This window comes from Stenotrophomonas sp. Ste96 (assembly GCF_024519495.1).
Classification (GTDB): Bacteria; Pseudomonadota; Gammaproteobacteria; order Xanthomonadales; family Xanthomonadaceae; genus Stenotrophomonas; species Stenotrophomonas bentonitica_A.
The window spans coordinates 434,728-456,521 of sequence record NZ_JALJRX010000001.1; the positions used below are offsets into that span (position 1 = coordinate 434,728).

At 67.2% G+C, this 21,794-nt stretch carries 18 protein-coding genes; 4 read left to right on the forward strand and 14 right to left on the reverse strand.

Annotated elements, in window-relative coordinates; translation table 11 throughout:
* Positions 1-99: 99 nt before the first annotated feature.
* A complete protein-coding gene (locus OC373_RS02070) occupies positions 100-2,214 on the forward strand; it encodes a TonB-dependent receptor (protein ID WP_261996949.1) in 2,115 nt (704 codons plus the stop codon).
* 42 nt (positions 2,215-2,256) lie between these two features.
* On the opposite strand, the gene OC373_RS02075 is transcribed toward OC373_RS02070, so the two are convergent.
* Together OC373_RS02075 and OC373_RS02080 are read right to left on the reverse strand one after the other, a co-directional pair.
* The gene (locus OC373_RS02075) at positions 2,257-2,997 is read right to left on the reverse strand and encodes an SGNH/GDSL hydrolase family protein (RefSeq protein WP_261997326.1); all 741 of its coding nucleotides are present in this window, start codon (positions 2,995-2,997) and stop codon (positions 2,257-2,259) included.
* A gap of 79 nt (positions 2,998-3,076) precedes the next feature.
* Positions 3,077-3,652, reverse strand: coding sequence for a TetR/AcrR family transcriptional regulator (locus tag OC373_RS02080; RefSeq protein ID WP_261996950.1), 576 nt, complete (start codon positions 3,650-3,652; stop codon positions 3,077-3,079).
* An 81-nt stretch (positions 3,653-3,733) separates the two neighbouring features.
* On the opposite strand from OC373_RS02080, the gene OC373_RS02085 reads away from it, so the two are divergent.
* The gene (locus tag OC373_RS02085; RefSeq protein WP_070425444.1) at positions 3,734-4,273 is read left to right on the forward strand and encodes a thioesterase family protein; all 540 of its coding nucleotides are present in this window, start codon (positions 3,734-3,736) and stop codon (positions 4,271-4,273) included.
* A gap of 33 nt (positions 4,274-4,306) precedes the next feature.
* Here OC373_RS02085 and OC373_RS02090 read toward each other — a convergent pair whose 3' ends face one another.
* The 5 genes from OC373_RS02090 to OC373_RS02110 all read right to left on the reverse strand — a co-directional run bounded on the left by OC373_RS02090 (position 4,307) and on the right by OC373_RS02110 (position 10,848).
* A complete protein-coding gene (locus OC373_RS02090) occupies positions 4,307-4,978 on the reverse strand; it encodes an HAD family hydrolase (protein ID WP_261996951.1) in 672 nt (223 codons plus the stop codon).
* A gap of 14 nt (positions 4,979-4,992) precedes the next feature.
* Complete coding sequence (locus tag OC373_RS02095; RefSeq protein WP_261996952.1) at positions 4,993-5,412, reverse strand: hypothetical protein; 420 nt, start codon at positions 5,410-5,412, stop codon at positions 4,993-4,995.
* On the reverse strand, positions 5,402-7,699 hold the full coding sequence (locus tag OC373_RS02100; RefSeq protein ID WP_261996953.1) for a patatin-like phospholipase family protein: 2,298 nt from the start codon (positions 7,697-7,699) through the stop codon (positions 5,402-5,404). The genes OC373_RS02095 and OC373_RS02100 overlap by 11 nt, the downstream gene beginning before the upstream one ends.
* A 93-nt stretch (positions 7,700-7,792) precedes the next feature.
* A complete protein-coding gene (locus tag OC373_RS02105) occupies positions 7,793-8,182 on the reverse strand; it encodes a hypothetical protein (RefSeq protein WP_261996954.1) in 390 nt (129 codons plus the stop codon).
* Positions 8,183-8,376: 194 nt separating this feature from the next.
* Positions 8,377-10,848 (reverse strand): prolyl oligopeptidase family serine peptidase, encoded by a 2,472-nt coding sequence (locus tag OC373_RS02110; protein ID WP_261996955.1) that lies wholly within the window; start codon positions 10,846-10,848, stop codon positions 8,377-8,379.
* Between the two features lie 185 nt (positions 10,849-11,033).
* Between OC373_RS02110 and OC373_RS02115 the strand changes: the two genes are divergently transcribed.
* Both OC373_RS02115 and OC373_RS02120 read left to right on the forward strand, forming a co-directional pair.
* Positions 11,034-11,810: a HipA family kinase gene (locus tag OC373_RS02115; RefSeq protein ID WP_261996956.1), complete on the forward strand. Its 777-nt coding sequence runs from the start codon at positions 11,034-11,036 to the stop codon at positions 11,808-11,810.
* Entirely contained in the window at positions 11,788-12,180 is a 393-nt protein-coding gene (locus OC373_RS02120; protein ID WP_019184334.1) for a DUF3037 domain-containing protein, read from the forward strand. The genes OC373_RS02115 and OC373_RS02120 overlap by 23 nt, the downstream gene beginning before the upstream one ends.
* Positions 12,181-12,209: 29 nt before the next feature.
* Here the strand turns inward: OC373_RS02120 and OC373_RS02125 are convergent, their stop codons facing one another.
* The 7 genes from OC373_RS02125 to OC373_RS02155 form a co-directional block, all read right to left on the reverse strand.
* A complete protein-coding gene (locus tag OC373_RS02125; protein ID WP_261996957.1) occupies positions 12,210-12,659 on the reverse strand; it encodes a transposase in 450 nt (149 codons plus the stop codon).
* A 157-nt stretch (positions 12,660-12,816) separates the two neighbouring features.
* Positions 12,817-15,309, reverse strand: coding sequence for a membrane-bound PQQ-dependent dehydrogenase, glucose/quinate/shikimate family (locus tag OC373_RS02130; protein WP_261996958.1), 2,493 nt, complete (start codon positions 15,307-15,309; stop codon positions 12,817-12,819).
* Between the two features lie 200 nt (positions 15,310-15,509).
* Positions 15,510-18,209: a DNA gyrase subunit A gene (gene gyrA, locus OC373_RS02135; RefSeq protein WP_019184337.1), complete on the reverse strand. Its 2,700-nt coding sequence runs from the start codon at positions 18,207-18,209 to the stop codon at positions 15,510-15,512.
* Between the two features lie 217 nt (positions 18,210-18,426).
* Positions 18,427-19,488, reverse strand: a complete 1,062-nt coding sequence (gene mtnA / locus OC373_RS02140; RefSeq protein ID WP_019184338.1) for an S-methyl-5-thioribose-1-phosphate isomerase — start codon at positions 19,486-19,488, stop codon at positions 18,427-18,429.
* 43 nt (positions 19,489-19,531) lie between these two features.
* Positions 19,532-20,254: a DUF3011 domain-containing protein gene (locus OC373_RS02145; RefSeq protein WP_261996959.1), complete on the reverse strand. Its 723-nt coding sequence runs from the start codon at positions 20,252-20,254 to the stop codon at positions 19,532-19,534.
* Between the two features lie 110 nt (positions 20,255-20,364).
* Positions 20,365-21,309, reverse strand: a complete 945-nt coding sequence (epmA, locus tag OC373_RS02150; RefSeq protein WP_070425455.1) for an EF-P lysine aminoacylase EpmA — start codon at positions 21,307-21,309, stop codon at positions 20,365-20,367.
* Positions 21,306-21,791 carry a GNAT family N-acetyltransferase gene (locus OC373_RS02155; protein WP_070425456.1) on the reverse strand — a complete coding sequence of 162 codons (486 nt, stop codon included), beginning with the start codon at positions 21,789-21,791 and terminating at the stop codon, positions 21,306-21,308. Before OC373_RS02155 ends, epmA begins: the two co-directional genes overlap by 4 nt.
* Between the last annotated feature and the right edge of the window lie 3 nt (positions 21,792-21,794).

Genomic DNA, 21,794 nt, shown 5'->3' on the forward strand with positions numbered 1-21,794 from the left:
CAGGCCGGCGCTCCGGCGTGTTGGAGCGGCCCGACGCGTGACGTATTCCTCACGACCTGTTAACTTGCGCGCCACATTAAAGGTTTACAGCATCCCCGCATGTCGCTCTCGCCGTATCGCCCTGCCCCGTCGTCGCTATTTCTGTCCGTTTCCCTCGGTCTCGCCGCCGTCGCCCCGGCCCATGCCGGGCCACAGGCCACCACGCTCGACACCGTGCGGGTCACCGCTGCCGATGACAACGCACAGGCCCGCGAGGTACTCAAGCGCGTGCCGGGGGCCAGCAACGCGATCAACCTGGTCAACGCCGGCAACCGCCTGTCCGGCACTGCCGATGTACTGGCCTACCAGCCCGGCATCAGCGCGCAGAGCGCTGGCAATGAAGGCGTCAAGGTCTCCATCCGCGGTTCGGGCCTCAACCGGGCGCCCGGTGCGCATGCCTCCGGCCTGTCGGTCTCGCTGGATGGCCTGCCGCTCACCGGTCCGGGCGGCACGCCGTACGAGCTGCTGGAGCCGCTGTGGCTGAGCCGCGTGGAGGTGCTGCGCGGTGCCAACGGGTTCGAGCGCGGCGCGCTGGCGCTGGGCGGTGCGGTCAACTACATCACCCGCAGCGGCCGCGACACGCCCGGGCTGGAGCTGCACTACGAAGCGGGCGCACGCGGTTACCAGAAGCGCGGGATCAGCCTGGGCGGAGTGCGGGACGCGGTTGATTACTTCCTGGCCTACACCGATACCGAGTACGACGGCTATCAGCAGCACGCCGCCGGCAAGGGCAAGGGCGCCGTGGCCAACGTCGGCTGGCAGCTCACGCCGGATCTGGAGACACGCTTCTTCCTGCGCTACCGCGAGACCGATCACGAAACCCCGGGGCGCCTGACCCGCGCGCAGATCCGCAACGATCCACGCGCGGCGAATCCAGCCAACCTGGCGATCGACGCGCGCCGCCCGCAGCCGGGCAGCACCTGGATCGGCAACACCACGACCTACACCATCGATGACGATTCGTCGCTGCAGGCCGGCCTCGTCTATCACAAGTACCCGATGGACTTGAACGAGAGCCTGTACCGCCAGCAGCTGGACTACGCCAACCTCAACGGCACGCTGGACTACCGCCGCCGGCACGCGCTGTTCGGGCATGACAGCGTGACCACGATCGGCCTGCGCGTGACCCATGATCTGGACGCGAACGTGCGCGAGACGCTGCGCTTTGCCAGCAACGGTTACGCCGCCGGCACGCACACCCGCGACTTCCAGCATTACGGAACCGACAGCGTGCTGCACCTCGGCAACGACCTGGCGCTGAGCGAGACGCTGCGCCTGCAGACCGGGCTGGCGTTGATCCACACCCGCCGCGATGCGCAGGTCACCTGGCCGGCCACGCCGGAACGGCTCTCCGAACGGCAATGGGATTACGCGCCGCGGCTCGGCTTCACCTGGCAGCAGACGCCGCAGACACAGTGGTTCGGCAACCTGAGCCGTTCGGTGGAGCCGGCGCATCCGTGGTCGATGATCTGGGGCTCGAACCAGTATTTCGCCGCCGGTAACGGCGCCTCCACCGGCCGCCAGCGCGCGCCAGTGGAACTGGACAACCAGACCGCAACCACGCTGGAACTCGGTGCACGCGGCGACAGTGTGCTCGGCCGCTGGGAGCTGACCGGCTATTACGCCCGTCTCAACCACGAGCTGCTGACCGTCGAGGTGCAGCCGGTGCCGAACCTGTTCATCGCCGAATCCAACGCCAGCCCGACCGTGCACCGCGGCATCGAAGCCGGCCTGGACAGCGCACTGTGGCAGGGCATCGGCGGTCGGCTGTCACTGCGCCAGGCCTACACCTTCAGCGACTTCCGCTACCGCGATGATGCGCGCTTCGGCAGCAACCGCCTGCCCGGCCTGCCGCGCCACTACTACCAGGCCGAACTGCGCTACGACCACCCGGCCGGCGTCTACGCCGGGCTCAACACCGAGTACGCCTCGAAGATGTTCGTCGACTACGCCAACAGCATGGCCGCCGACAGCCACGTGATCTTCGGCACCCGCATCGGCTACGACGCCCCCGGTGGCCGCTGGCAGGCCTGGGCGGAGCTGCGCAACCTGGCCGATCGCCACTACGCGGCCACGGTCACGCCGGGCTACGACGATGCCGGCAAGGATGTCGCCCGTTCCACGCCCGGTGAGGGGCGCGGGGTGTATGCCGGGGTGCGTTGGCGATTCGACTGACGTTATGGCGCCACCTTTTGGCCAGCCGGCTGCCAACGGGTATCAGCGCGCCAGTGCCTTGGTGACGGCCGCTTCGGCCAACGGCACCATCCGCGCATAGCCGGCCGGCGTGGGATGCACGCCATCGGTGGCCAGTTCCGGGTCCAGGCCGCCGTCCTTGTTGGTCATGGCCGTGTGGTAATCCAGATAGACCAGGCCCTGCTGCTCCGCATAGGCGCGCAATGCCCGGTTGAGCGCGGTGACCTTGCCGGCGGGCTGCACGCCGGGTTGCCACGGGTAGTCGCTGACCGGCAGTACCGAGGCCAGCACGACGCGGATGTTGTGCGCCTGCGCCAGTTCCACCATCGCGTGCAGGTTGTCTTCGATCATCGCTTGCGTGGCAGGTCCGGTGTTGCCGGCGATATCGTTGGTGCCTGCCAGGATCACCACCACGGCCGGCTTCAGCGCGATGACATCCTGCTGGAAGCGCACCAGCATCTGCGCCGTGGTCTGCCCGGAGATGCCGCGGTTGACGTACGGCTTGCCCGGGAAGAAGCGCTCGCTGCCGGTTGGGCCCCAGCCTTCTGTGATCGAGTCGCCGTAGAACACCACGCGCTTCGTCCCCGGCGCGACCGGCGTCAGTGCGGCGTTCTCGGCGCGGTAGCGCTGCAGCTGCGGCCAGTCCAGCAGGCGCTGCTGCATCTCCGTGATCTGTGCGGGCGTCGCCTGGTCTGCCGCCACGAGGTACAGCGGATTGATCGCAGGACCATCCTGCGCCTGGGCCAGTGGGTGAAGCGCGCACAGCACCAAGCCGGCGGCAAGGGCGAAGGGACGGGTCAAGGCTGGCACGGTGCGGCGCTCCGGTAAGGGCAAGCCAGCAGTCTCAGCGATCCGCCACCAGCGATTCAAGCTGCAGCGCGACGCGATCGAACGGGCCGATGTCACGCATCGCCCGGCACATCGCCACCGCGCCCTCCACGCTGGCGATGATCATCGTCGCCAGCGCGTGCGCCTGGCCGTGCGTGCGGGCGTCGGTGCACAGCGCCTCGCTCAGCCGGGCTTCCCAGCAGGCAAACACGGCGGCGGCCGCCCGCTGCGCATCGTCGGGCGCCGCATCGATCGGCTCTTCAACCGCAGCCGCCAGCACCGGGCAGCCCGCATGGAAGTCCGAACGGATCAACCGCTCGCGCCACATCGCCAGAAACAGCGAAAGCCCCTCGGCACCACCGGCCTGCAGGCAAGTGGCCAGCACGCTGTCGACTTTGGCGCCGGCCAACGTGGTCGCCTCGGCCAGCACCTGTTGCTTGCCGCCCGGGAAATGGTGATAGGTGGACCCGAATGGCGCCTGCGCGCGCTTGGCGACCTCGCGGACACTAGAGGCATTGAGCCCATACGTGGCCAGCATTTCCGCTGCCGCAGCCACCACACGTTGCGGGGCATCGGAATGGCGTGCGCTCATGGCCGGATTCCTTGCTAAGACAGGTGTCATAGACTAGCGTATTTGCATTATGACAACTGTAATAGAAATGACGGCCCGCTCATGAATCTCTGGTTCCGCCTGCTGCTCCTGCTGCTGTCCACCCCATTCAAGCCGAAACTGGCCGCGCCGTTTGCGGTGTCGCGACTGAACTTCCGGGTGCTGCCCAACGACATCGACAGCAACCTGCACATGACCAACGGGCGCTACTGGACGATCTTCGACCTGGGCCGCCTGGACCTGGTGTTCCGGATGGGCCTGGGCCGCGTGGCCTGGCGCTCGAAGTGGGCGCCCATCGTGAGTGGCGGCACCATCCAGTTCCGGCGCGAGCTGAAGCCGTTCCAGCGTTTCGTACTGGAGACCCGCATGGTCGGCTGGGCCGGCACGCGCATCATCATGGAACAGCGCGTGTTGATCGGCGAGGAAGAGAAAGTCGCCACACGCGCGCTGCTGATCACCGGCGTCTACGACCGTCGGCACCGCCGCTTCGTCTCCACCGATCAGATGATGGAGGCCATTGGCGCGCCGATCGTGCCCTCGCCCGAACTGGGCAAGGCGGCCCAGGCGTTGCTTGCCGCCGAGATGGCGATGAAAGAAGACTGACCTCGCATTGCGTCACACCGATGACGGCGCGGCTCACGTAGCGCGCCAGGACAGAATCTCTGCTTTGGCCGCCATCGCGTGTTCAATCACGCGCAGGCACTTCACGTCAGGACTGATCAGATACCACTGCTCGCTGTTGCGCAGCAGTGGCAAATCCGCCCGATGATCGGTGTAGGCGATGCGCCACGGCGGCGGATAGCCGCGCTCGATCAGCATGGGAATCTTGTTCTCACCGATGCAGTGGTTTTCGCTGACCCAACCGCCGACACACGGCCGCAGGGTCGAGGCGACCAGCGGTACGTCCTGCAGACCTTCGCGCTCAAGCAGCGCGCGTGCCAGGGGCTCCCAACAGCCCGTGGCGATGACGACCTCGTCGCCCTGCGCCAGATGCTGACGCAGTCGTCCCACGCCCTGCGCCAGGAACACCGGCTTCGGTCCTGCGAACACCTCGTCGGCATGCGCGACCGCCAGCGCCACCAGCGCCTCACGGCTGCGCCCGAAGGTGGCCATCCAGACCGCAAAGCGCACCGGCCGCCGGCGCGTGCGCGGCAGTGCCCAGAGCGGCACCAGCACCGGCAGTGCCAGCAGCACCCCGGCGATCCGCCATGGCTGGCGCCGCAGCAGCGTTTTGAAGAACCGGCTGGCGGTCTCCCAGCGGGTCAGCGTCAGATCGAAATCGAAGACCACTACGGTACGTTCGGACATCCGTGTCACTCCGTTCAGAAGACGCCCTGCACGCGCAGGTTGCCATCATCGGTGGGCGTCAGTACCAGCCCATAAGCCTCGTTCCTGCGGCTGAATCCTGCCGAGCAGATCGCGTCCCAGCCTTGCCCGCAATCCACCTCGGGATGCGCGGCGAAGCTGGGTTCGCCCGCGTTGTCGGGCGCTGCGGCGACCCACCCTGCCTTGAGTAACAGCGCTTTGGCCTGCGCGTAGGGCATGCCGACAGTGACGCCGATCTCCGTCCAGGCACGGGGCAGCGCGGGAGCATCCGCGGCGTGCACGTGGCCGGCAGAGAACAGGAACAACAGCGCCAGGAACATCGATTTCATCAGCATCACGTCGCGGGATGGGGCTGCACAGGATAAAGCGCAGGATGATCGACGGGCACGCATCGCACCGGCCACGTCAGAATCCATCCAGCGTCCGCAGCAAGGAACCGAAGGTCAGATAGAACGAAGTGTGCCCACCTTGTGCGCGGCCGTAACCGAGGAACACCGGCCCCAGGAACGTATCGGCGCCGACGAACAGGCTGCCGGCCGTCTGCATGCCATCAAGGCTGACGTCCTCGCGTCGCTGCCAGTAACCGCCCCACTCCACGCTGCCGCCGACGTACAGCGGGATGGTCAGCAGCGAATCGGCGTGCGCGACGCGACGGTAATACACCACCCGGGCCAGCGCGGTCTGCGGCGCGAAGATGGATTCTTCCGGGTAGCCGGACAGATTGCCCAACCCACCCAGGAAGCCGTAGGTAGCCAGCAGGTCATCGCCACCGTGTGCGGAGGAGGCGCGCAGGCCCCCCAGCCAGCGGTTGTGACCGTGCGCCCATGCCCCATCCCACTGCACCCGCGTGACTGCGGCCGAGTTATCGGTGCCCAGCGCATCCAGGTAATGCTGGCGGGTCAGCGACAGGCGTTGGCCGCGGCTCGGGAAGGCGGAGCTGTCGATCGAATCGTGGCGCAGCTGCCAGCCGATGCTGCCCATATCGGCACGGTAGTTGCCCAGTTCGCTGGGATTGCCGACATCCAGCCGCAACCGCTCGCGTCCCCGCTCACCGAACAGCGCCAGTTCCCAGTCGGGGTGCGGCGAGTAGGCCCAGCGCAGTCCACCTAGCCACTGGCTGTAGCGGAACTCGGCCAGTGCGCCGCCGCGCATCAGCGCCAGGTCCAGATCGGTGGCGCGGTATTTGGCATAGGTCGACAATGCATGCCGGCCACTACTGCCGAACGGCCGGTAGTATTCGGCGAAGGCCTCTTCGACTTCGCCTAGCCCCACACGCAGCTTCAGCTCCGCGCCCTGCTCGCTGAGCCCAGTACGGGTCAGCTCGGTGATGAGCTGGTAGTTGCTGCTGCCATCGAAATCATCGGACAGGCGCAGCGCGAAGTGCAGGAAGTCCGGCCCCCAGCGTTTGTCCTGCGGTGCGAGGATCAGGCCCTGTTGCCCGTCGCGCTCTTCCAGCCGCCACTGCACCTGCTGGTAGCGGCCTTCGCCGTAGGCCGTGGCCACGTTCTGCTCCACGCGGTCCGGCGCCAGCGGCCGGCCGACCTCCGGTTTCAGGCGCTGCTCGATGTAGCGCGCGGTACGTGTCTTATCGTGCAGCACATCGATGAAGGCCACGATCGGCGCTTCATACGCCGGCGGCCGATGCTGGCGCTGGAAGGCGGCGTAGCGGGTGTCGTCCACCTGGAAGCGACGAACCGCGGCGACCTCAGCCTGCGCGGCCTGCTCACCGACGCCGACCGCCTGCGGCGAGCGGTTGAAATCCTGGCTGCCCATGTCGCCCAGCGGCGGCGTGATCAGCAGATCCTGCGGCCCCAGGGTGGCCAGCTGCGCGAGTACTTCGCGCTGCATCAGCACGCTGGCCATCTGGTGGCTGATCGCCAGCGGTGAATCCAGCTGCGCCTCGGTCATCAACGGCGAGCCGACCCGCGACACGATCAGCCGCTGCGCGCCCAGCCGCCGCGCCTCATCGATCGGCACGTTGTCGACCACCCCGCCGTCGACGAGCAGATGGTCCTCATAGCGGACCGGCGCGAACACCCCCGGCACCGACATGCTCGCGCGGATGGCCAAGGCCAGGTCGCCCTGCCCGAACACTACCTTCTCGCCGCTGACGATGTCCGTGGCAATCGCCCGGAACGGAATCGGCAACGCGTCGAAGTCACGCACCTGCCAGGTCGGCAGCAGCAGGCGGCGCAGCAGCATCTCCAGCTTCTGACCCTGGATCAGCCCCTGCGGGAACGCGATCTTGCCGTTGCTCAGGCCGACTTCGACGCCGCCCAGCAGGCGCAGGTCATCTTCCTTGCGGCGCATGCTGCGCTCATCGCGTGGCGGTTTGTCGCGCAGCACCTCAGCCCAGTCGATCCGGTCCAGCACTGCTTCGATCTCGTCGGCCGTGTAGCCGGAGGCATACAAGCCGCCGACCACCGCGCCCATCGAGGTGCCGACGATGCAGTCGATCGGCACGCGCTCGCGCTCGAGCACCTTGAGCACGCCGATATGGGCCGCGCCGCGCGCACCGCCACCGCCAAGGACCAGGCAGGTGCGGGGGCGGTCGAGAACCTGCGTTGCGGAGTCAACGGGCGCGGGAGCGGTCTGCGCCACCGCCATGAGCGGGGCGAACGCCAGCGCTGCCAGGACGAACAGCCAGCGGCTGCACCGACGCCGCGTGGCGGGACCGGTGGGTTGTAATGGTGTCTGCTGCATTCAATCCCTCGCTCCCGCTACCCGTCACCCCTTGGAGCGCACTTTGCCTGCCGCGCCCGGCGAGGTCCAGCCGCGGCGCCTGGGTCCTGTATCTCAACTGCCGTTGGAAACAAACCCCACCATCGCCACGACGAGGCAGACCAGGCCGCCTGCCAGCGGCAGATACGTTGCCCATACCGGCGCGCCCTGGCCGAGCGCGAACGCGACGAACGACTCCCGCACGCTTCGGCCGGTCAGAAACGGAATGATGACCAGCGCAGAGAGGGGCAACAACGAGGCGAGCCCGAACGCCAGGAACGCCGGGCGGTGATCGTTGCTGGTGAATCCACCCAGCGGGTACAAGGCCAGACCCCCCAGCAGTCCCACGAAGAGCAGGATGTTGGCGGTCCAGATCGTGGTCCGGTGACGGCGCCGCAGGGCGGCCCGGGACCAGCCACGGTAGTGCGTCTGCACCCCCCCCTCGCCCAGTACGCGACGAGCCATGTTGCGATGATGCCGCCAACGATCCCGCTGCCCGCCGGTCCCCAAGACTGGATATCCATGCCTGCGTCCTTGTGGTCTGAGCCGAGTGTAATTCCATCCCCCGCCCAGGAATGCAGAACGGCCGCCCATTGAGGGCGGCCGTGGGTCTGATGCGAAGCGCAGCCGAGGGACCAGCGGCGTTACGATGTCTCGCCTCAGCGTTTGGCCGGCGGCGCATTCTTCACATAGGTGTCGAACCAGCTCAGCATTTCCGACACCAGCTGCTCATTGGATTCCAGTGCGGTGTACCAATGCGGTTCGTGCGGCAGCATCACCAGGCGGGTGGTGCCGCCATTGCCGCGGATCGCCTGGAACAGCTTGCGCGACTGGAACGGTTCGGTGCCCGGGTTCGCATCGTCCTCGCCGTGAACCAGCAGCAGCGGCAACTTGATCTTGTCGGCATAGAAGAACGGCGAGGCCTTCAGGTACACGTCCTGCGCCTGCCACACCGAGCGGCGTTCATTCTGGAAGCCGAACGGGGTGAAGGTCTTGTTGTACGAGCCGCTGGTGGCGACGCCTGCCTTGAACAGATCGGTATGCGCGATCAGGTTGGCGGTCATCAGGCCGCCATGGCTGTGGCCGGTGACGCCGATCCGGTTGCGGTCGACCACGCCCAGGTCCACCGCCTTGTCCACCGCGGCTTTGGCATCGGCCTCCAGCTGTTCCAGATACGTGTTGTAGGCGGTTTTGGGGTCGCCGACGATGGGGAACGAGGCGTTGTCGATGATCGCGTAGCCGGCCAGCAGCATCAGCCGGTACGGCGCCAGGCGGGTGAAGGTCTGCTGCGAACCGGAGACTTGCCCCGCCTGTGCCGCGTTGGCGAAATCGGCCGGGTAGGCATACAGGATCGCCGGCCAGCGCTGGCCTTCCTTGTAGCCCGGCGGGGTGTACAGGGTGAACGACAGATCCACGCCGTCAGCACGCTTGTAGGTGACCAGGCGCTTCTGGATCTGGCGCACTTCCGGCGTCGGATCCACCAGGTGGGTCAACGCGGCCGGCTTGGACACGACCTGCGCTTCGCCCGGCTTGGCGTCGGCGACGTCCTCGCCAAGCAGGCGCACGAACGCATTCGGCGCATCGGTCACCGACTGGTGCCACGTGAGCAGGTGGCCCGGGATGGCGCTGAAGCCGATGAACTGCTCGTAGGCATCGGCATCGCTGCGGAAAAGACGCTCCGTCTTCAGGCTGCGGAGGCTGAGCGCATCCAGGAAGGGACGATCGCCCTGCGGCGAAGCACCCTGCCCGCGCAGGAAGACCGTGTTGCCTTCCTGACGCACCACGTAGGCGCCGTTGGGCAGGCGCTGGTACACGAAATTGCCCGGGTCCTCGTACAGCTCATCGCTGGAGAGATCCCACAACAGCCGGCCTTCCTGCCTGGGGTTGTCGACGTTGACGATGCGGGTCTGGCGCCAGTGGCGGTTCTCGTCGTTCTCGTCGAGGAAGGCAACGTCCGGCTGCGCGGTCCAGGCCAGGCCTTCGAAACGCTGCGCGGTGCGGGCGATCTCGGTGGGCTTGGTGGTGAACGGGGCTTTGAGCATCAGCACGCGATCACGATGCGGAACCGTGACTTTCCAGTCGCCCTTGTCCAGGGCTTCGGCATAGACCAGCGTGGCCGGATCGGTGGCGCGCCAATCGAAATCGCGCGGGCCCTCCGGCACGCCATGCACCGGCACGCGATCGGCCAGCGGCAGGCTGGCGATCGGCGTGCTGCGGCCGCTGGTGATATCCAGCACGGCCACCTCATTGGCGAAACGCTGGTAGGTGACCGCATGCGAGAACGGTGTCTTGAGTGTTCTGGTCAGCACATGCACGCCATCCGGGGCGGCTCCGATGCTGTCCAGCAGCGCCGGGGCGCCGACGGTGCGCACGGTGTTGGAAGCGGTATCCACCACTGCCAGCTGCGACTGGCCGTAATAGGCGAACAGCGCTTCATCGTAGGCACTGGTCAGCGTATCGCGGGCTTCGTAGGTGCTGCTTTCGCCAGCCGTGCCCAGCGACTCCTGGATGTCCGGGCCGATCGCACCTTCGGCGCTCGGCGCCGGTCCCTGCTTGGCAGGCACCAGCTTGACCAGCAGCTGCTGGCTGCCGCCGAGCCACTGTACGGTGCTGCCGAAGATCGGGTTCAGCGCGACGTTGGGCACCTGGCGGACCTGGCCGGTCGCTGCATCGCCGATCCACAGCTGCACGCTGTCATCGACCACGTTCTGGAAGGCGAAGCGTTGGCCGTCGGCCGACCACTGCGCCACGCCGGCGCACCCGCTGGGCAAGGACACCTTGGTGGAGCGGCCACTGGCGGTATCGACCACGGTGAAGTCGCCCACGCACGGTGGAATGCCATAACCACCCGGGGTGTCGTGGCGGCTGCGGTTCTTCGGCTCCAGGCGCACGCCGGCCAGCTTCAGATACGGCTGGGCGACGCGGGTGATCGACGGATAGGTCTGCGTGGTGGTCAGCAGCAGGCGCTGGCCGGTCGGGTCGACGCTGGGCGTCGGCGGCGGCGGTGCCTTGAGCACCTTGAGCAGGCTCTCCGGCGGCGTGGCGTAACCGGCAAAGGCCGGTGCAGCGAGCAGCAGCCCGAAGGTGGCGACGGCAACGGCCGCAGCCAGCGAAGTACGACGGATCAGCATCCTTATCCCCTTGCAGTGTCAACGAGTGCCCGCAACAGGGGCATGACCCGAATCTAGCACCGCCGGGACCGGTGTGAATGGGCCGGAAGGGCCAACCGCCCGACACTGCAAAGCGAGGCGTTCCACCGTGCCGGGTAGCGCCCCCTTACGCGTCACGCCCGGCCTTGGCCCGGCTAGAATGCCCCATGCGAACCGTGCACGCCCTCCGATATGTCACCCCGCTGCGCGAAGGCGGCTCCCTGCCCGCCGTGGTCGAGACCGACGACGACGGCATGGTGGTGCTCAAATTCCGCGGCGCCGGCCAAGGACCGAAGGCCCTGATCGCCGAACTGATCGCCGGCGAGATCGCCCGCACGCTCGGCCTGCCGATCCCCGAGATCGTGTTCGTGGAGCTCGACCGCGAGTTTGCCCGGACCGAACCGGACCCGGAAATCCAGGATCTGATCCGTGCCAGCGAGGGCCTGAACCTGGGCAGTGATTACCTGCCCGGGGCGATCAACTACGACCCGGCGGCCATGCAGCCCGATGCCGAGCTGGCCTCGAAGATCGTGTGGTTCGATGCGTTCACCAGCAACCTGGACCGCACCGTGCGCAATCCCAACCTGATGGTCTGGCATCGCAGGCTGTACCTGATCGACCATGGCGCAGCGATGTATTTCCATCACGACTGGGCCAGTGCCGGGGAGGCCTGCAGTAAGCCGTTCGTGCTGATCCGCGATCATGTGCTGCTGCCCTTCGCCACCCAGATTGCCGAAGTGGATTCTGCGCTCGCGGTGATGCTGCCCGATGCCGAAATCGAGCGGATCGTCGGCCTGGTGCCGGACAGCTGGCTGGTGGACGAACCCGCCTTCGACAGCCCGGCGGCTTACCGCCAGGCGTATATCGATTATCTGCAACACCGCCTTCGCGTACGCGCGGCTTTTGTACAGGAGGCCGTCCGTGCCCACACTGCACACCTATGACTATGCGGTGATCCGCGTAGTGCCCCGCGTGGAGCGCGAGGAATTCATCAACGTCGGGGTGATCGTGTCCTGCCCGGGCGCAAAGCACCTGGAAGCAGCGATCGAGCTGGATGTGGAGCGGCTGCGTGCCTTCGCGCCGACGCTGGATATCGAGGGCCTGCAGCCGTGGCTGGATGCGATCGTGGCGATCTGCCGCGGTGACGCGAACGCCGGGCCGATCGCTCAGCTGCCTGCGCGTGCACGTTTCCATTTCCTCACCGCCAAGCGTAGCTCGGTGGTGCAGATGTCAAGCACGCACGTGGGCCGTACTGCAGAGCCGACAGGCGTGGTCGAGCATCTGATGCGGAAGATGGTGCGGGTCCCGGCGTAGCGCCGTCGGGGCGGCGGCACCGTCACCATTCAGACCGGCCAGCGGCACCACGAAAACGGATAGCCATGCAGACCGCTGGCCAGCCCCGCCCGCATCGGGAGGGACAGGATGTCGGTGGCGCGCGCAAGCAGGTCGCGCTCATCGCACCGGGAATGATCGTGGCAGCCCGGTTGCCAGATCCTGCCCTGGTTCGCATTGCGTTGAGTGAGCGCGTGCGCCGATCGCGATTTCAGCCAGCGGACCACACTCGTCATCGGGTGCCTGCGAAGCCGGAACAGCCAATGCACGCGGTCGGGCATGATGGCCCAGGCGAAAGATTCCGTGCGTCTTTCCGCATCGGAAGCACGCAGCCAGCGCGCAACATCCTGCGCATTGCCGTGATGATGGAACAGCGGGAATTGATGGGTGGTGACAGTGGTGACGACGTAGCAGGCATTTGACAGCGGACATCGCGCAGATCGAACAGAGGAACTCAGCATCTGGCCAGCATGGCAGCGCGTGCCCTCCAGGCTCACCGGGAGAGAACGCGGCCCGTTGTCAGATTTCTGCGCGAAGCGCTGTAGTCGCGCAACGAGCGGCCGGGCGCTGCCCGGCCTTGCGTCAATGGAACGCCGGCCACATCCGACGCGGCGTCCCTCACCTCTTCGGCAACGCATAGGCGATCACGTAGTCGCCGGCCGGGGTTTCCATGAAGTGATGCCCGCCGGCCATGATGACCACGTACTGGCGCCCGCCGAACTCATAGATCATCGGGTTGGCCTGGCCGCCGGCCGGCAGCTTGGCATGCCAGAGTTCCTTGCCGGTTTTGAGGTCGATCGCGCGCAGCAGATCATCGGTCGCCGCGGCGATGAAGATCAGGCCGCTGGCCGTGACCACCGAACCACCGTTGTTGGGCGTACCGATCTCGATCGGCAGGCCGGAGCGGATGCCGAACGGCCCATTGCCGCGGGCGCTGCCGAACGGGCGGTCCCACAGGGTCTTGCCGGTACGCAGGTCGACCGCGCGGATGCCACCGTAGGGCGGCTGCTTGCACAGCAGCTTGGTGAACGGCAGGCGCCAGCCCGCGTTGACGTCGATGGCGTACGGCGTGCCCACCTGCGGATCGCCCGCGCCTTCGGCGCCGCCCTTGTCGGCGGTCACATCCTCGCGCGGCAGCCATCCCAGTTTGTCCGCCTTCTCGCGCGGCACCAGCCGGTTGTAGTTGGGCATGTCGTTGTAGTTGGCAACGATCACGCCACGGCGCGGATCCACGGCCACGCTGCCCCAGTCCGAGCCCCCGTTGTAGCCGGGATACTCGATGGAATGACGGTCCGCGGTCGGCGGGGTGTAGAAGCCTTCGTAACTGGCCTTGCGGAACTGGATGCGGCAGACCAGCTGGTCGATCGGGGTCATGCCCCACATGTCGCGCTCGGTGAGGTCCGGCTTGCGCAGCGTGTGATACAGGGAGAACAGCTGGGTGGGCGAGCGCTGTTCCGGCTCGACGCCGCCCGTGGGCACCTTGCGCTCTTCGGCGGCGGTCAGCAGCTTGCCGGTGCGACGGTCGAGGATGTACATGTCGCCCTGCTTGGTCGGCAGCAGCAGGGCCGGGACTTTGCCGGCGGCGGTCGGGTAGTCGATCAGGGTCGCCTGCGAGCCCATGTCGTAATCCCAGACGTCCCTGCGCACCGCCTGGAAGTGCCAGGCCGGCTTGCCGGTGTTGACGTCGATCGCCACCAGCGAGGTGGCGTACCGGTTTTCGTTTTCGGTGCGCGAGCCACTCCAGTAATCGCCGGCCGAGTTGCCCATCGGCAGGTAGACCAGCCCAAGTTCGTCGTCGCCGGTCGCGGTGGTCCACATGTTGGGGGTGCCGCGGGTATAGGTCTCACCCGGCGGCGGTGCGCCGTTGCGCTCCGGGCGGACCATGTCCCAGGCCCAGCGCAGTTTGCCGGTGACGGCATCGTAGGCCTGGATCACGCCGGACGGCGCGTCGCGGCGCTGTCCGTCCAGCACCTGGTGGCCGGTCACGATCACGCCCTGCACGATCGCCGGCGGCGAGGTGATGGAGACATAGCCGGCCGGGCTGTCGCCCATGCCCACGGTGATATCGACCTGGCCGTTGTTGCCGAAACCGGCGCACGGCTTGCCGGTGGCGGCATCGACCGCGATCAGGCGGCCATCCAGGGTGCCTTCGATGATGCGCGCCGCACAGGCGCCACGCGGCACCTGGGTCAGCACGGGCACGCCGCTGGGAACGGCCAGGTCCGCGGCCACATCGTTCAACGCGGTGTCCTGCGCGGTGGCGGGCACTTCGTAGTAGGAGACCCCGCGGCAGGCGGCGGTGTACGGGATCGACTTGTCCTTGATCTTCGGGTCGTAACGCCAGCGCTCGGTGCCATCGGCGGCGTTGAGCGCGACCAGTTGGTTGCGTGCGGTGCACAGGTAGAGGCTGTCGCCGACCTTCAGCGGCGTGGTTTCCGCACCCCAGCGCTTCTCCGGCAGGTCGCCAGTGCGGAACAGCCAGGCCTGCTCAAGCTTGGCCACGTTGTCCGGGGTGATCTGCTGCAGCGGCGAGAAACGCGTTGCCGCGTTGTTGCGACCATAGGCGGCCCAGTCACCGTCCACCGGGCGGTCGGCCGGTTGCAGGGGCGCGTCGGCCGTGGGTGCCAGGCCGGTGCTGGTCATCGGCTCGGGGAAGGCGCCCTGTGCCTCGGTAACACCATGTGGCACGAAGGCCAGGGTGAAGGCCGCCACGAACACCAGCGCCAGCACGCCGGCGATGCCGCGCGAGACCTTGCGCGACACCGGGCGATCCAACGTCGGCAGCAGCAGAGACAGCACGAAGCCGATCGCCACGATCAGGCCCAGGCGCGGCACCCAGCGCCAATAGTTGCTGCCCGACTCCCACCACGTCCACAGCAGCGTGCCGACGAACACCAGCGCGAACCACAGCGCGCCGCTGTAGCGGCCCCGCCACAGCTGCACGCCGGAGATCAGCAGGCCGACGCCGGCCAGCACGTAATACCAGGAACCACCGAGGCTGGCGAGCCAGGCGCCACCTGCGGTGAATACAACGCCCAGCAACAGAATGACAATTGCCAGCACAGCCACCAGCCAATGGCGGGGGCGGCGGGTCTGCGTCGTGGTGGACATCGGTTTCTCCTGAAGCGCGAAGATCGCCGACGTTGCCGCCGGCCCCGCGGCTCTTATCCCACCGGGGTCGTGAACGTTGCGCGTTCTTTGCTGCAGCCGCCAGCGTCGGCACAGCCGACGATGAAAGCGTGCAATCTCCCTGCCCCACAACGAAAAACGCCGGCATCTGCCGGCGTTTTCCGTGTCACTGCCGCAGGGGCTTACGCCTCCGGCGGTGCCACCACCGGGCTGGCCTCGACGGCCGCCGGTGCATCTTCTTCCACACCCTCATCCAGCGAGGCATCCATGCGTTCAACCGCCTGGAGCTTCTCTTCCTTGGACAGACGGATCAGGGTCACGCCCTGGGTGTTGCGGCCGACGCGCGAGATTTCCGAACCGCGGGTACGCACCAGGGTGCCACCATCGGAGATCAGCAGCACTTCGTCGCGCGGGCCCATCAGCACCGCACGCACCAGCTTGCCGTTGCGCTCGGTGGTCTGGATGCCGATCACACCCTGCGTGCCACGGCCCTTGCGCGGGTAATCCGGCAGCGGGGTGCGCTTGCCGTAGCCGTTCTCGGTCGCGGTCAGGATGTAGAGCGCGTTGTCATCGTCGGCGCCGTTCTCGATCACGGCATCGCCGCTGTCGATCACGGTCTCGTCGACCTGGCTCTCATCCTCGTTCTCGTCTTCGCTGCCGCCGGCACTCTCGGCCACGATCAGGCTGACCACTTCCTCACCCTTGGGCATCTTGATGCCGCGCACGCCGGTGGCGGTACGGCCCATCGAGCGGACCTTGTCCTCACCGAAGCGCACGGTCTTGCCGTTGGAGGCGAACAGCAGGATGTCGCGCTCGCCATCGGTCAGGCCGACGCCGACCAGCGCATCGCCCTCATCGAGGTTGATCGCGATCTTGCCGCGCGCCAGGCGGAAGGCGAACTCGCTGAGCGGGGTCTTCTTGACCGTGCCGTTGCGGGTGGCGAAGAACACGAACTGGCCTTCGGCGTACTCGCGTACCGGCAGCACGGCCTGGACCCGCTCACCGGCTTCCAGCGGAATCCAGTTGATGATCGGGCGGCCACGGGCGTTGGAGCCGGCCTCCGGCAACTGGTGGACCGGCAGCCAGAACACCTTGCCCGCACTGGTGAAGGTCAGCAGCGTGTCATGCGTGTTGACCAGCCACAGCTGTTCGATGAAATCCTCTTCCTTGGTCGAGGCAGCGCTGCGGCCACGGCCACCGCGGCGCTGGGCCCGGTAGGCACTGACCGGCTGGCGCTTGGCATAGCCGGCGTGCGACAGGGTGACCACCACGTCTTCCGGGGCGATCAGGTCGAGGATGTCCAGGTCTTCTTCGCTGTGGCGGATCTCGGTGCGGCGCTCGTCGCCGAACTCCGTACGCACGTTGATCAACTCTTCGCGGATGACCTGCAGCAGACGGTCCGGATCTTCCAGGATATGGATCAGCCCGGCGATCGTTTCCAGCAGCAGCTTGTACTCGTCGGTCAGGCGGTCCTGCTCCAGCCCGGTCAGGCGATGCAGGCGCATTTCCAGGATCTGGGTCGCCTGGATCTCCGTCAGCTGGTAGCCGCCCGCGAGCAGGCCCACACCCTTGGGCAGATCATCCGGACGCGAGGCTTCGGCACCGGCGGCGCCCAGCATCGAGCCGACCAGGCCCGGCTCCCACAGGCGGGCGAGCATGCGTTCGCGCGCCTCGGTGGGGTTCGGCGAGGTCTTGATCAGTTCGATCATCTCGTCGATGTTGGCCAGCGCGACGGTCAGGCCTTCCAGCACGTGAGCACGCGCACGCGCCTTGCGCAGTTCGAACACGGTGCGGCGGGTGACCACTTCGCGGCGGTGGCGCACGAAGGCCTCGAGCATCTGCTTGAGGTTCATCAACTGCGGGCGGCCATCGACCAGCGCCACCATGTTGATGCCGAACACCGACTCCATCTGGGTCTGCTGGTAGAGGTTGTTCAACACAACTTCCGCCGACTCGCCGCGCTTGATCTCGATGAAGATGCGCATGCCGTCCTTGTCGGACTCATCGCGCAGTTCGCTGATGCCTTCGAGCTTCTTTTCCTTGACCAGCTCGGCGATCTTCTCGATCAACCGGGCCTTGTTCACCTGGTACGGGATCTCGGTGACGATGATCGATTCGCGGCCGTTGTCAGCCACTTCGACCTCGGCCTTGGCGCGGATGCGCACACGGCCACGACCGGTCCGGTACCCGGCGACGATGCCGGCGGTGCCGTTGATGATGCCCGCGGTCGGGAAGTCGGGGCCCGGGATGAACTCCATCAGGCCGTCGACGTCGATCTCGGGGTTGTCGATCAGCGCGATGCAGGCGTTGATCGATTCGGTCAGGTTGTGCGGCGGGATGTTGGTCGCCATGCCCACGGCGATACCGGCCGAACCGTTGACCAGCAGGTTCGGGAACCGGGTCGGCATGACCGTCGGCTCCAGTTCCTTTTCGTCGTAGTTGGGCTGGAAATCGACCGTTTCCTTGTCGATGTCGGCCATCAGCTCATGGGTGAGCCTGGACATGCGGGCTTCGGTGTATCGCATCGCCGCGGCGGAGTCGCCGTCGACCGAACCGAAGTTACCCTGGCCATCGACCAGCATGTAGCGCAGCGAGAACGGCTGTGCCAGACGCACCAGCGTGTCGTACACCGACTGATCGCCATGCGGGTGGTACTTACCGATGACGTCACCGACGATACGCGCCGACTTGAAGTAAGGCTTGTTGGCGTGCGCGTTGAGTTCACTCATCGCGAACAGCACGCGGCGATGCACCGGCTTGAGGCCATCGCGCGCATCCGGGAGTGCGCGCCCCACGATCACGCTCATCGCGTAATCGAGGTAACTCTTGCGCATCTCGTCTTCCAGGTTGACCTGGATGATTTCCTTGGCGGTTTCTGCCATTCGGGTTCCGTTGTCTGGTAGCGGTCCAGTCCGTCACGACCGCCCTTTCGGGGCGGTTGCGCCGGAATCTCGATTAACCGTTGGATTCTACCACAGCGGGCCATTTTCCGCCCGCTTTTACGGGGGTTTTACCGGCAAGAATCAGGAACTTACGGGGGCGTTGGCGGGCGCTTGGGCAGGCCACGACCGTCGGTCGTGGCACGCGCCGCAGCCGGCCTCAGCCGAACGCGGCCTGCATGTTGGCCACCGTCGGGTTCAGGATCACCCCGCGCTCGGTCACGATGGCGTCGATCAGGCTGCCCGGGGTGACGTCGAAGACCGGATTCCAGGCGGCGATGCCCTCGGCCACGGTACGGGTGCCGCCCACGCCGTAGAGCTCGCCAGGATCGCGCTGCTCGATCTCGATCTGCTCGCCGTCGGCAGTGTCCATGTCCACCGTGGAGGACGGCGCCACCACCATGAACTTCACGCCGTGGTGGCGGGCGGCGATGGCCAGCTGGTAGGTGCCGATCTTGTTGGCGGTGTCACCGTTGGCGCAGATGCGGTCCGCGCCCACGACCACCCACTGCACCGCACCGGTCTTCATCAGGTGCGAGGCGGCCGAATCGGCGATCAGGGTGGCATCGATGCCATCCTGCTGCAGCTCCCATACGGTCAGGCGAGCGCCCTGCAGCCACGGCCGGGTCTCGCCGGCGAACACGCGGGCGATGCGGTGCTGGGCCATGCCGGCGCGGATCACGCCCAGCGCGGTGCCGAAGCCGGCAGTGGCCAGCGAGCCGGTATTGCAGTGGGTGAGCACACCGCTGCCGGCCTCGATCAGGCCGGCGCCCAGCGCGCCCATGTGGCGGTTGGCGGCCAGATCTTCCTCGGCGATTGCCTGGGCTTCGGCGGCCAGCACCTGCTGCCAGTCGGCACCGGCCGGGGCCAGCGCGCGGCGCATGCGGGCCAGCGCCCAGGCCAGGTTCACGGCGGTCGGGCGCGAGGCGTTGAGGCGTTGCAGGGCCGGCTCCAGCTTCAACAGCGCTTGGGCGCCATCGTCGGCCTGGACCTCATTGGCCGCCAGTACCACGCCCCAGGCGGCGGCAATGCCGATCGCCGGTGCGCCGCGCACGGTGAGCGCATGGATGGCCTCGGCAACCGCGTCGCTGTCGCGGCACTCCACGTGCTCGACGATGAACGGCAGTTTGCGCTGATCGAGCAGCTGCAGGCTCTCGCCGGTCCACAGGATCGGGCGGATATGGTCGTAACGGGCGTAGTCGATGTCGGTGGATGCGTTCATCGGCCCATTGTAGCGGCGTGCCGATGCAGGCGGAATCGCGCGCTCAGTTGACCGCGAACTCGGCGCGGCAGCCCTTGTCGACCCAGACCCCACGGCTGTCCCAGCCCCAGCTGCTGCCCTGCTCGCAGGGGGTGCCGGAGAGCTGCTTGTTGAGCGTGGCACCGTGGGTGATCCCGGCGCCACAGAAGCGGCGCTGGCGCGACTTGGACTCGCATACCAGGATGCGTGGCACGTTGAGGAACCCACTGCCATCGGCGGCACCGACCTCGAACTCGCCCTGGCAACCGCGGGTCACCCAGATCTCATTGCGGCGATAGCCCCAGCTGTGGCCTTCGCGGCACGGCAGCGAGGTGAGCTGGCGCAGCAGACGCACCGGCGCGCCCTGCAGCACGACCGGGCAGCTCTGCGGGCGCCCGTTGGATTCGCAGCGCACCACCCGCCGCGTGCGGCGTTCACCGTCGGCACGCGGCGCGGCAGCCGCGGTACGCGCGCGGAACTCGGCGCGACAGCCCAGGGTCACCCAGACGCCGGAACGGTCGGTGCCCCATTCCGAGCCTCGCACGCAGCTGTTGTCGGAGAGCTGGCGGATCAGATCGACACCGCCTTCGGTGGGGACATCGCAATGCACCCACCCCATGTCGCGCGATTCGCAACGCACCACCTGGCCGGCATAGCCGCCGGCCTGCGCGAGCGCCGTTTCAGGCATCAGCGCAGTCCACAGCAACACCGGCCACAAGGGCATGCCCGCGCCTACCAACAGCTTCATCAACACGATCCCCGCCACGCCTGAACAATCACATGACCCACCTTCGGACATCCGGTGTGATCAGAGCATCATCATGCAGCCCGTGCAAGACGCGAATGCGTCAAAACGCCTCAGGCGTGGGCGAAATCGAAGGCCAGCACATCGGCAATGCGGCCGGTGCGGTTCATCGCCATCAGCAGCCGGTCCACGCCCACCGCCACCCCCGCGCAATCGGGCAGCGCCGGCAGGGCCGCCAACAGGTGTTCATCCAGCGGGGGCAGCACGTCGCCGCGCGCGGTACGGATGGCATGGTCGCGCTCGAAACGCGCGCGCTGTTCAGCCGCGTCGTTCAGCTCGTGATAGCCGTTGGCCAGCTCCACGCTGCCCAGGTACAGCTCGAACCGTTCGGCCAGCGGCGGCGTGCCCGGCCGAATTCTCGCCAGTGCCGCCTGGGTGGCAGGCCAGTCATGCACCACCGTCATGGTGTCGTCACGGAAGTGCGGTTGGATGCAGTGGGTCATCAGCAGATCGAGCCAGTCATCCCGGGTCAATCCGTCCGCATCGATGCGGACCTCGGCCAGCGGTGCCTGCAGGTCTTCCAGGCTGGCCTGGAACGGGTCCAGCCCGACGTGCTGCTGGTAGAGACCACGGTAATCGATGACCTCCAGCGTCGCCTCGCGCTGGACCAGCTGCAGCGCATCGCGCACGAGGGCGGCGGTCTCGTCGATCAGGCGACGGTGGTCCCAGCCGACCCGGTACCACTCCAGCATGGTGAACTCGGGATTGTGGCGGCCGCCGGCTTCGCCGTTGCGGAACACACGACCCAGTTCGTAGCAGTCCCCCACCCCTGCCGCGAGCAATCGCTTCAGCGGGAACTCCGGCGAGGTGCGCAGCCAGCGTTGCGCGGTGCCCGCATCCACGTGCCCGCTGAAGCGGGTATGGAAGCTGTCGATGTTCGGCTCGGTATTGCCCGCTGCGGACAGGATCGGCGTTTCGACCTCGAGCACGTCGCGTGCGGCGAAGAAGCGGCGGATCAGTGCATTGAGCGTGGCACGCTGGCGCAGCGCGGCGATCACGCGCGCGCGTCCTTCAAGCGCTGGGCCAGCGGCAGGGTCAGCAGATCGCGGGTGTCATCCACGTAGCCGGTGGCCAGGTACAGGCGTCGCGCCAGTTCGTTGTGATGGTTCACTTCCAGGCGCATGCGCTCCACGCCACGTGCGTTGGCGCGCTGCTCGAGGATGGCCAACGCCTGCTTGCCGCGGCCCCGCCCACGCGCGGCATGGCTCAGGTACAGCTCATCGAGCAACGCGAAGTGGCCGCCCTGCTCCAGGCTGAAGCCCATCGCCAGTGCTCCATAGCCCACCACCGCGCCGGCCTCGTCCAGCCACAGCAGCACTTCACCGTTGCGGGGATCTTCCAGCAACGCGGCCAGCGCGTTCCGCACACGGGTGTCTTCGAAGTCGAGTTTGTCTTCGGCGTAGAAATCACGCATCAGCCCGATCAGCAACTCGGTGTCGGCGACGGTGGCCAGGCGGAAATCGAGGGGAACGGTCTGCATGCG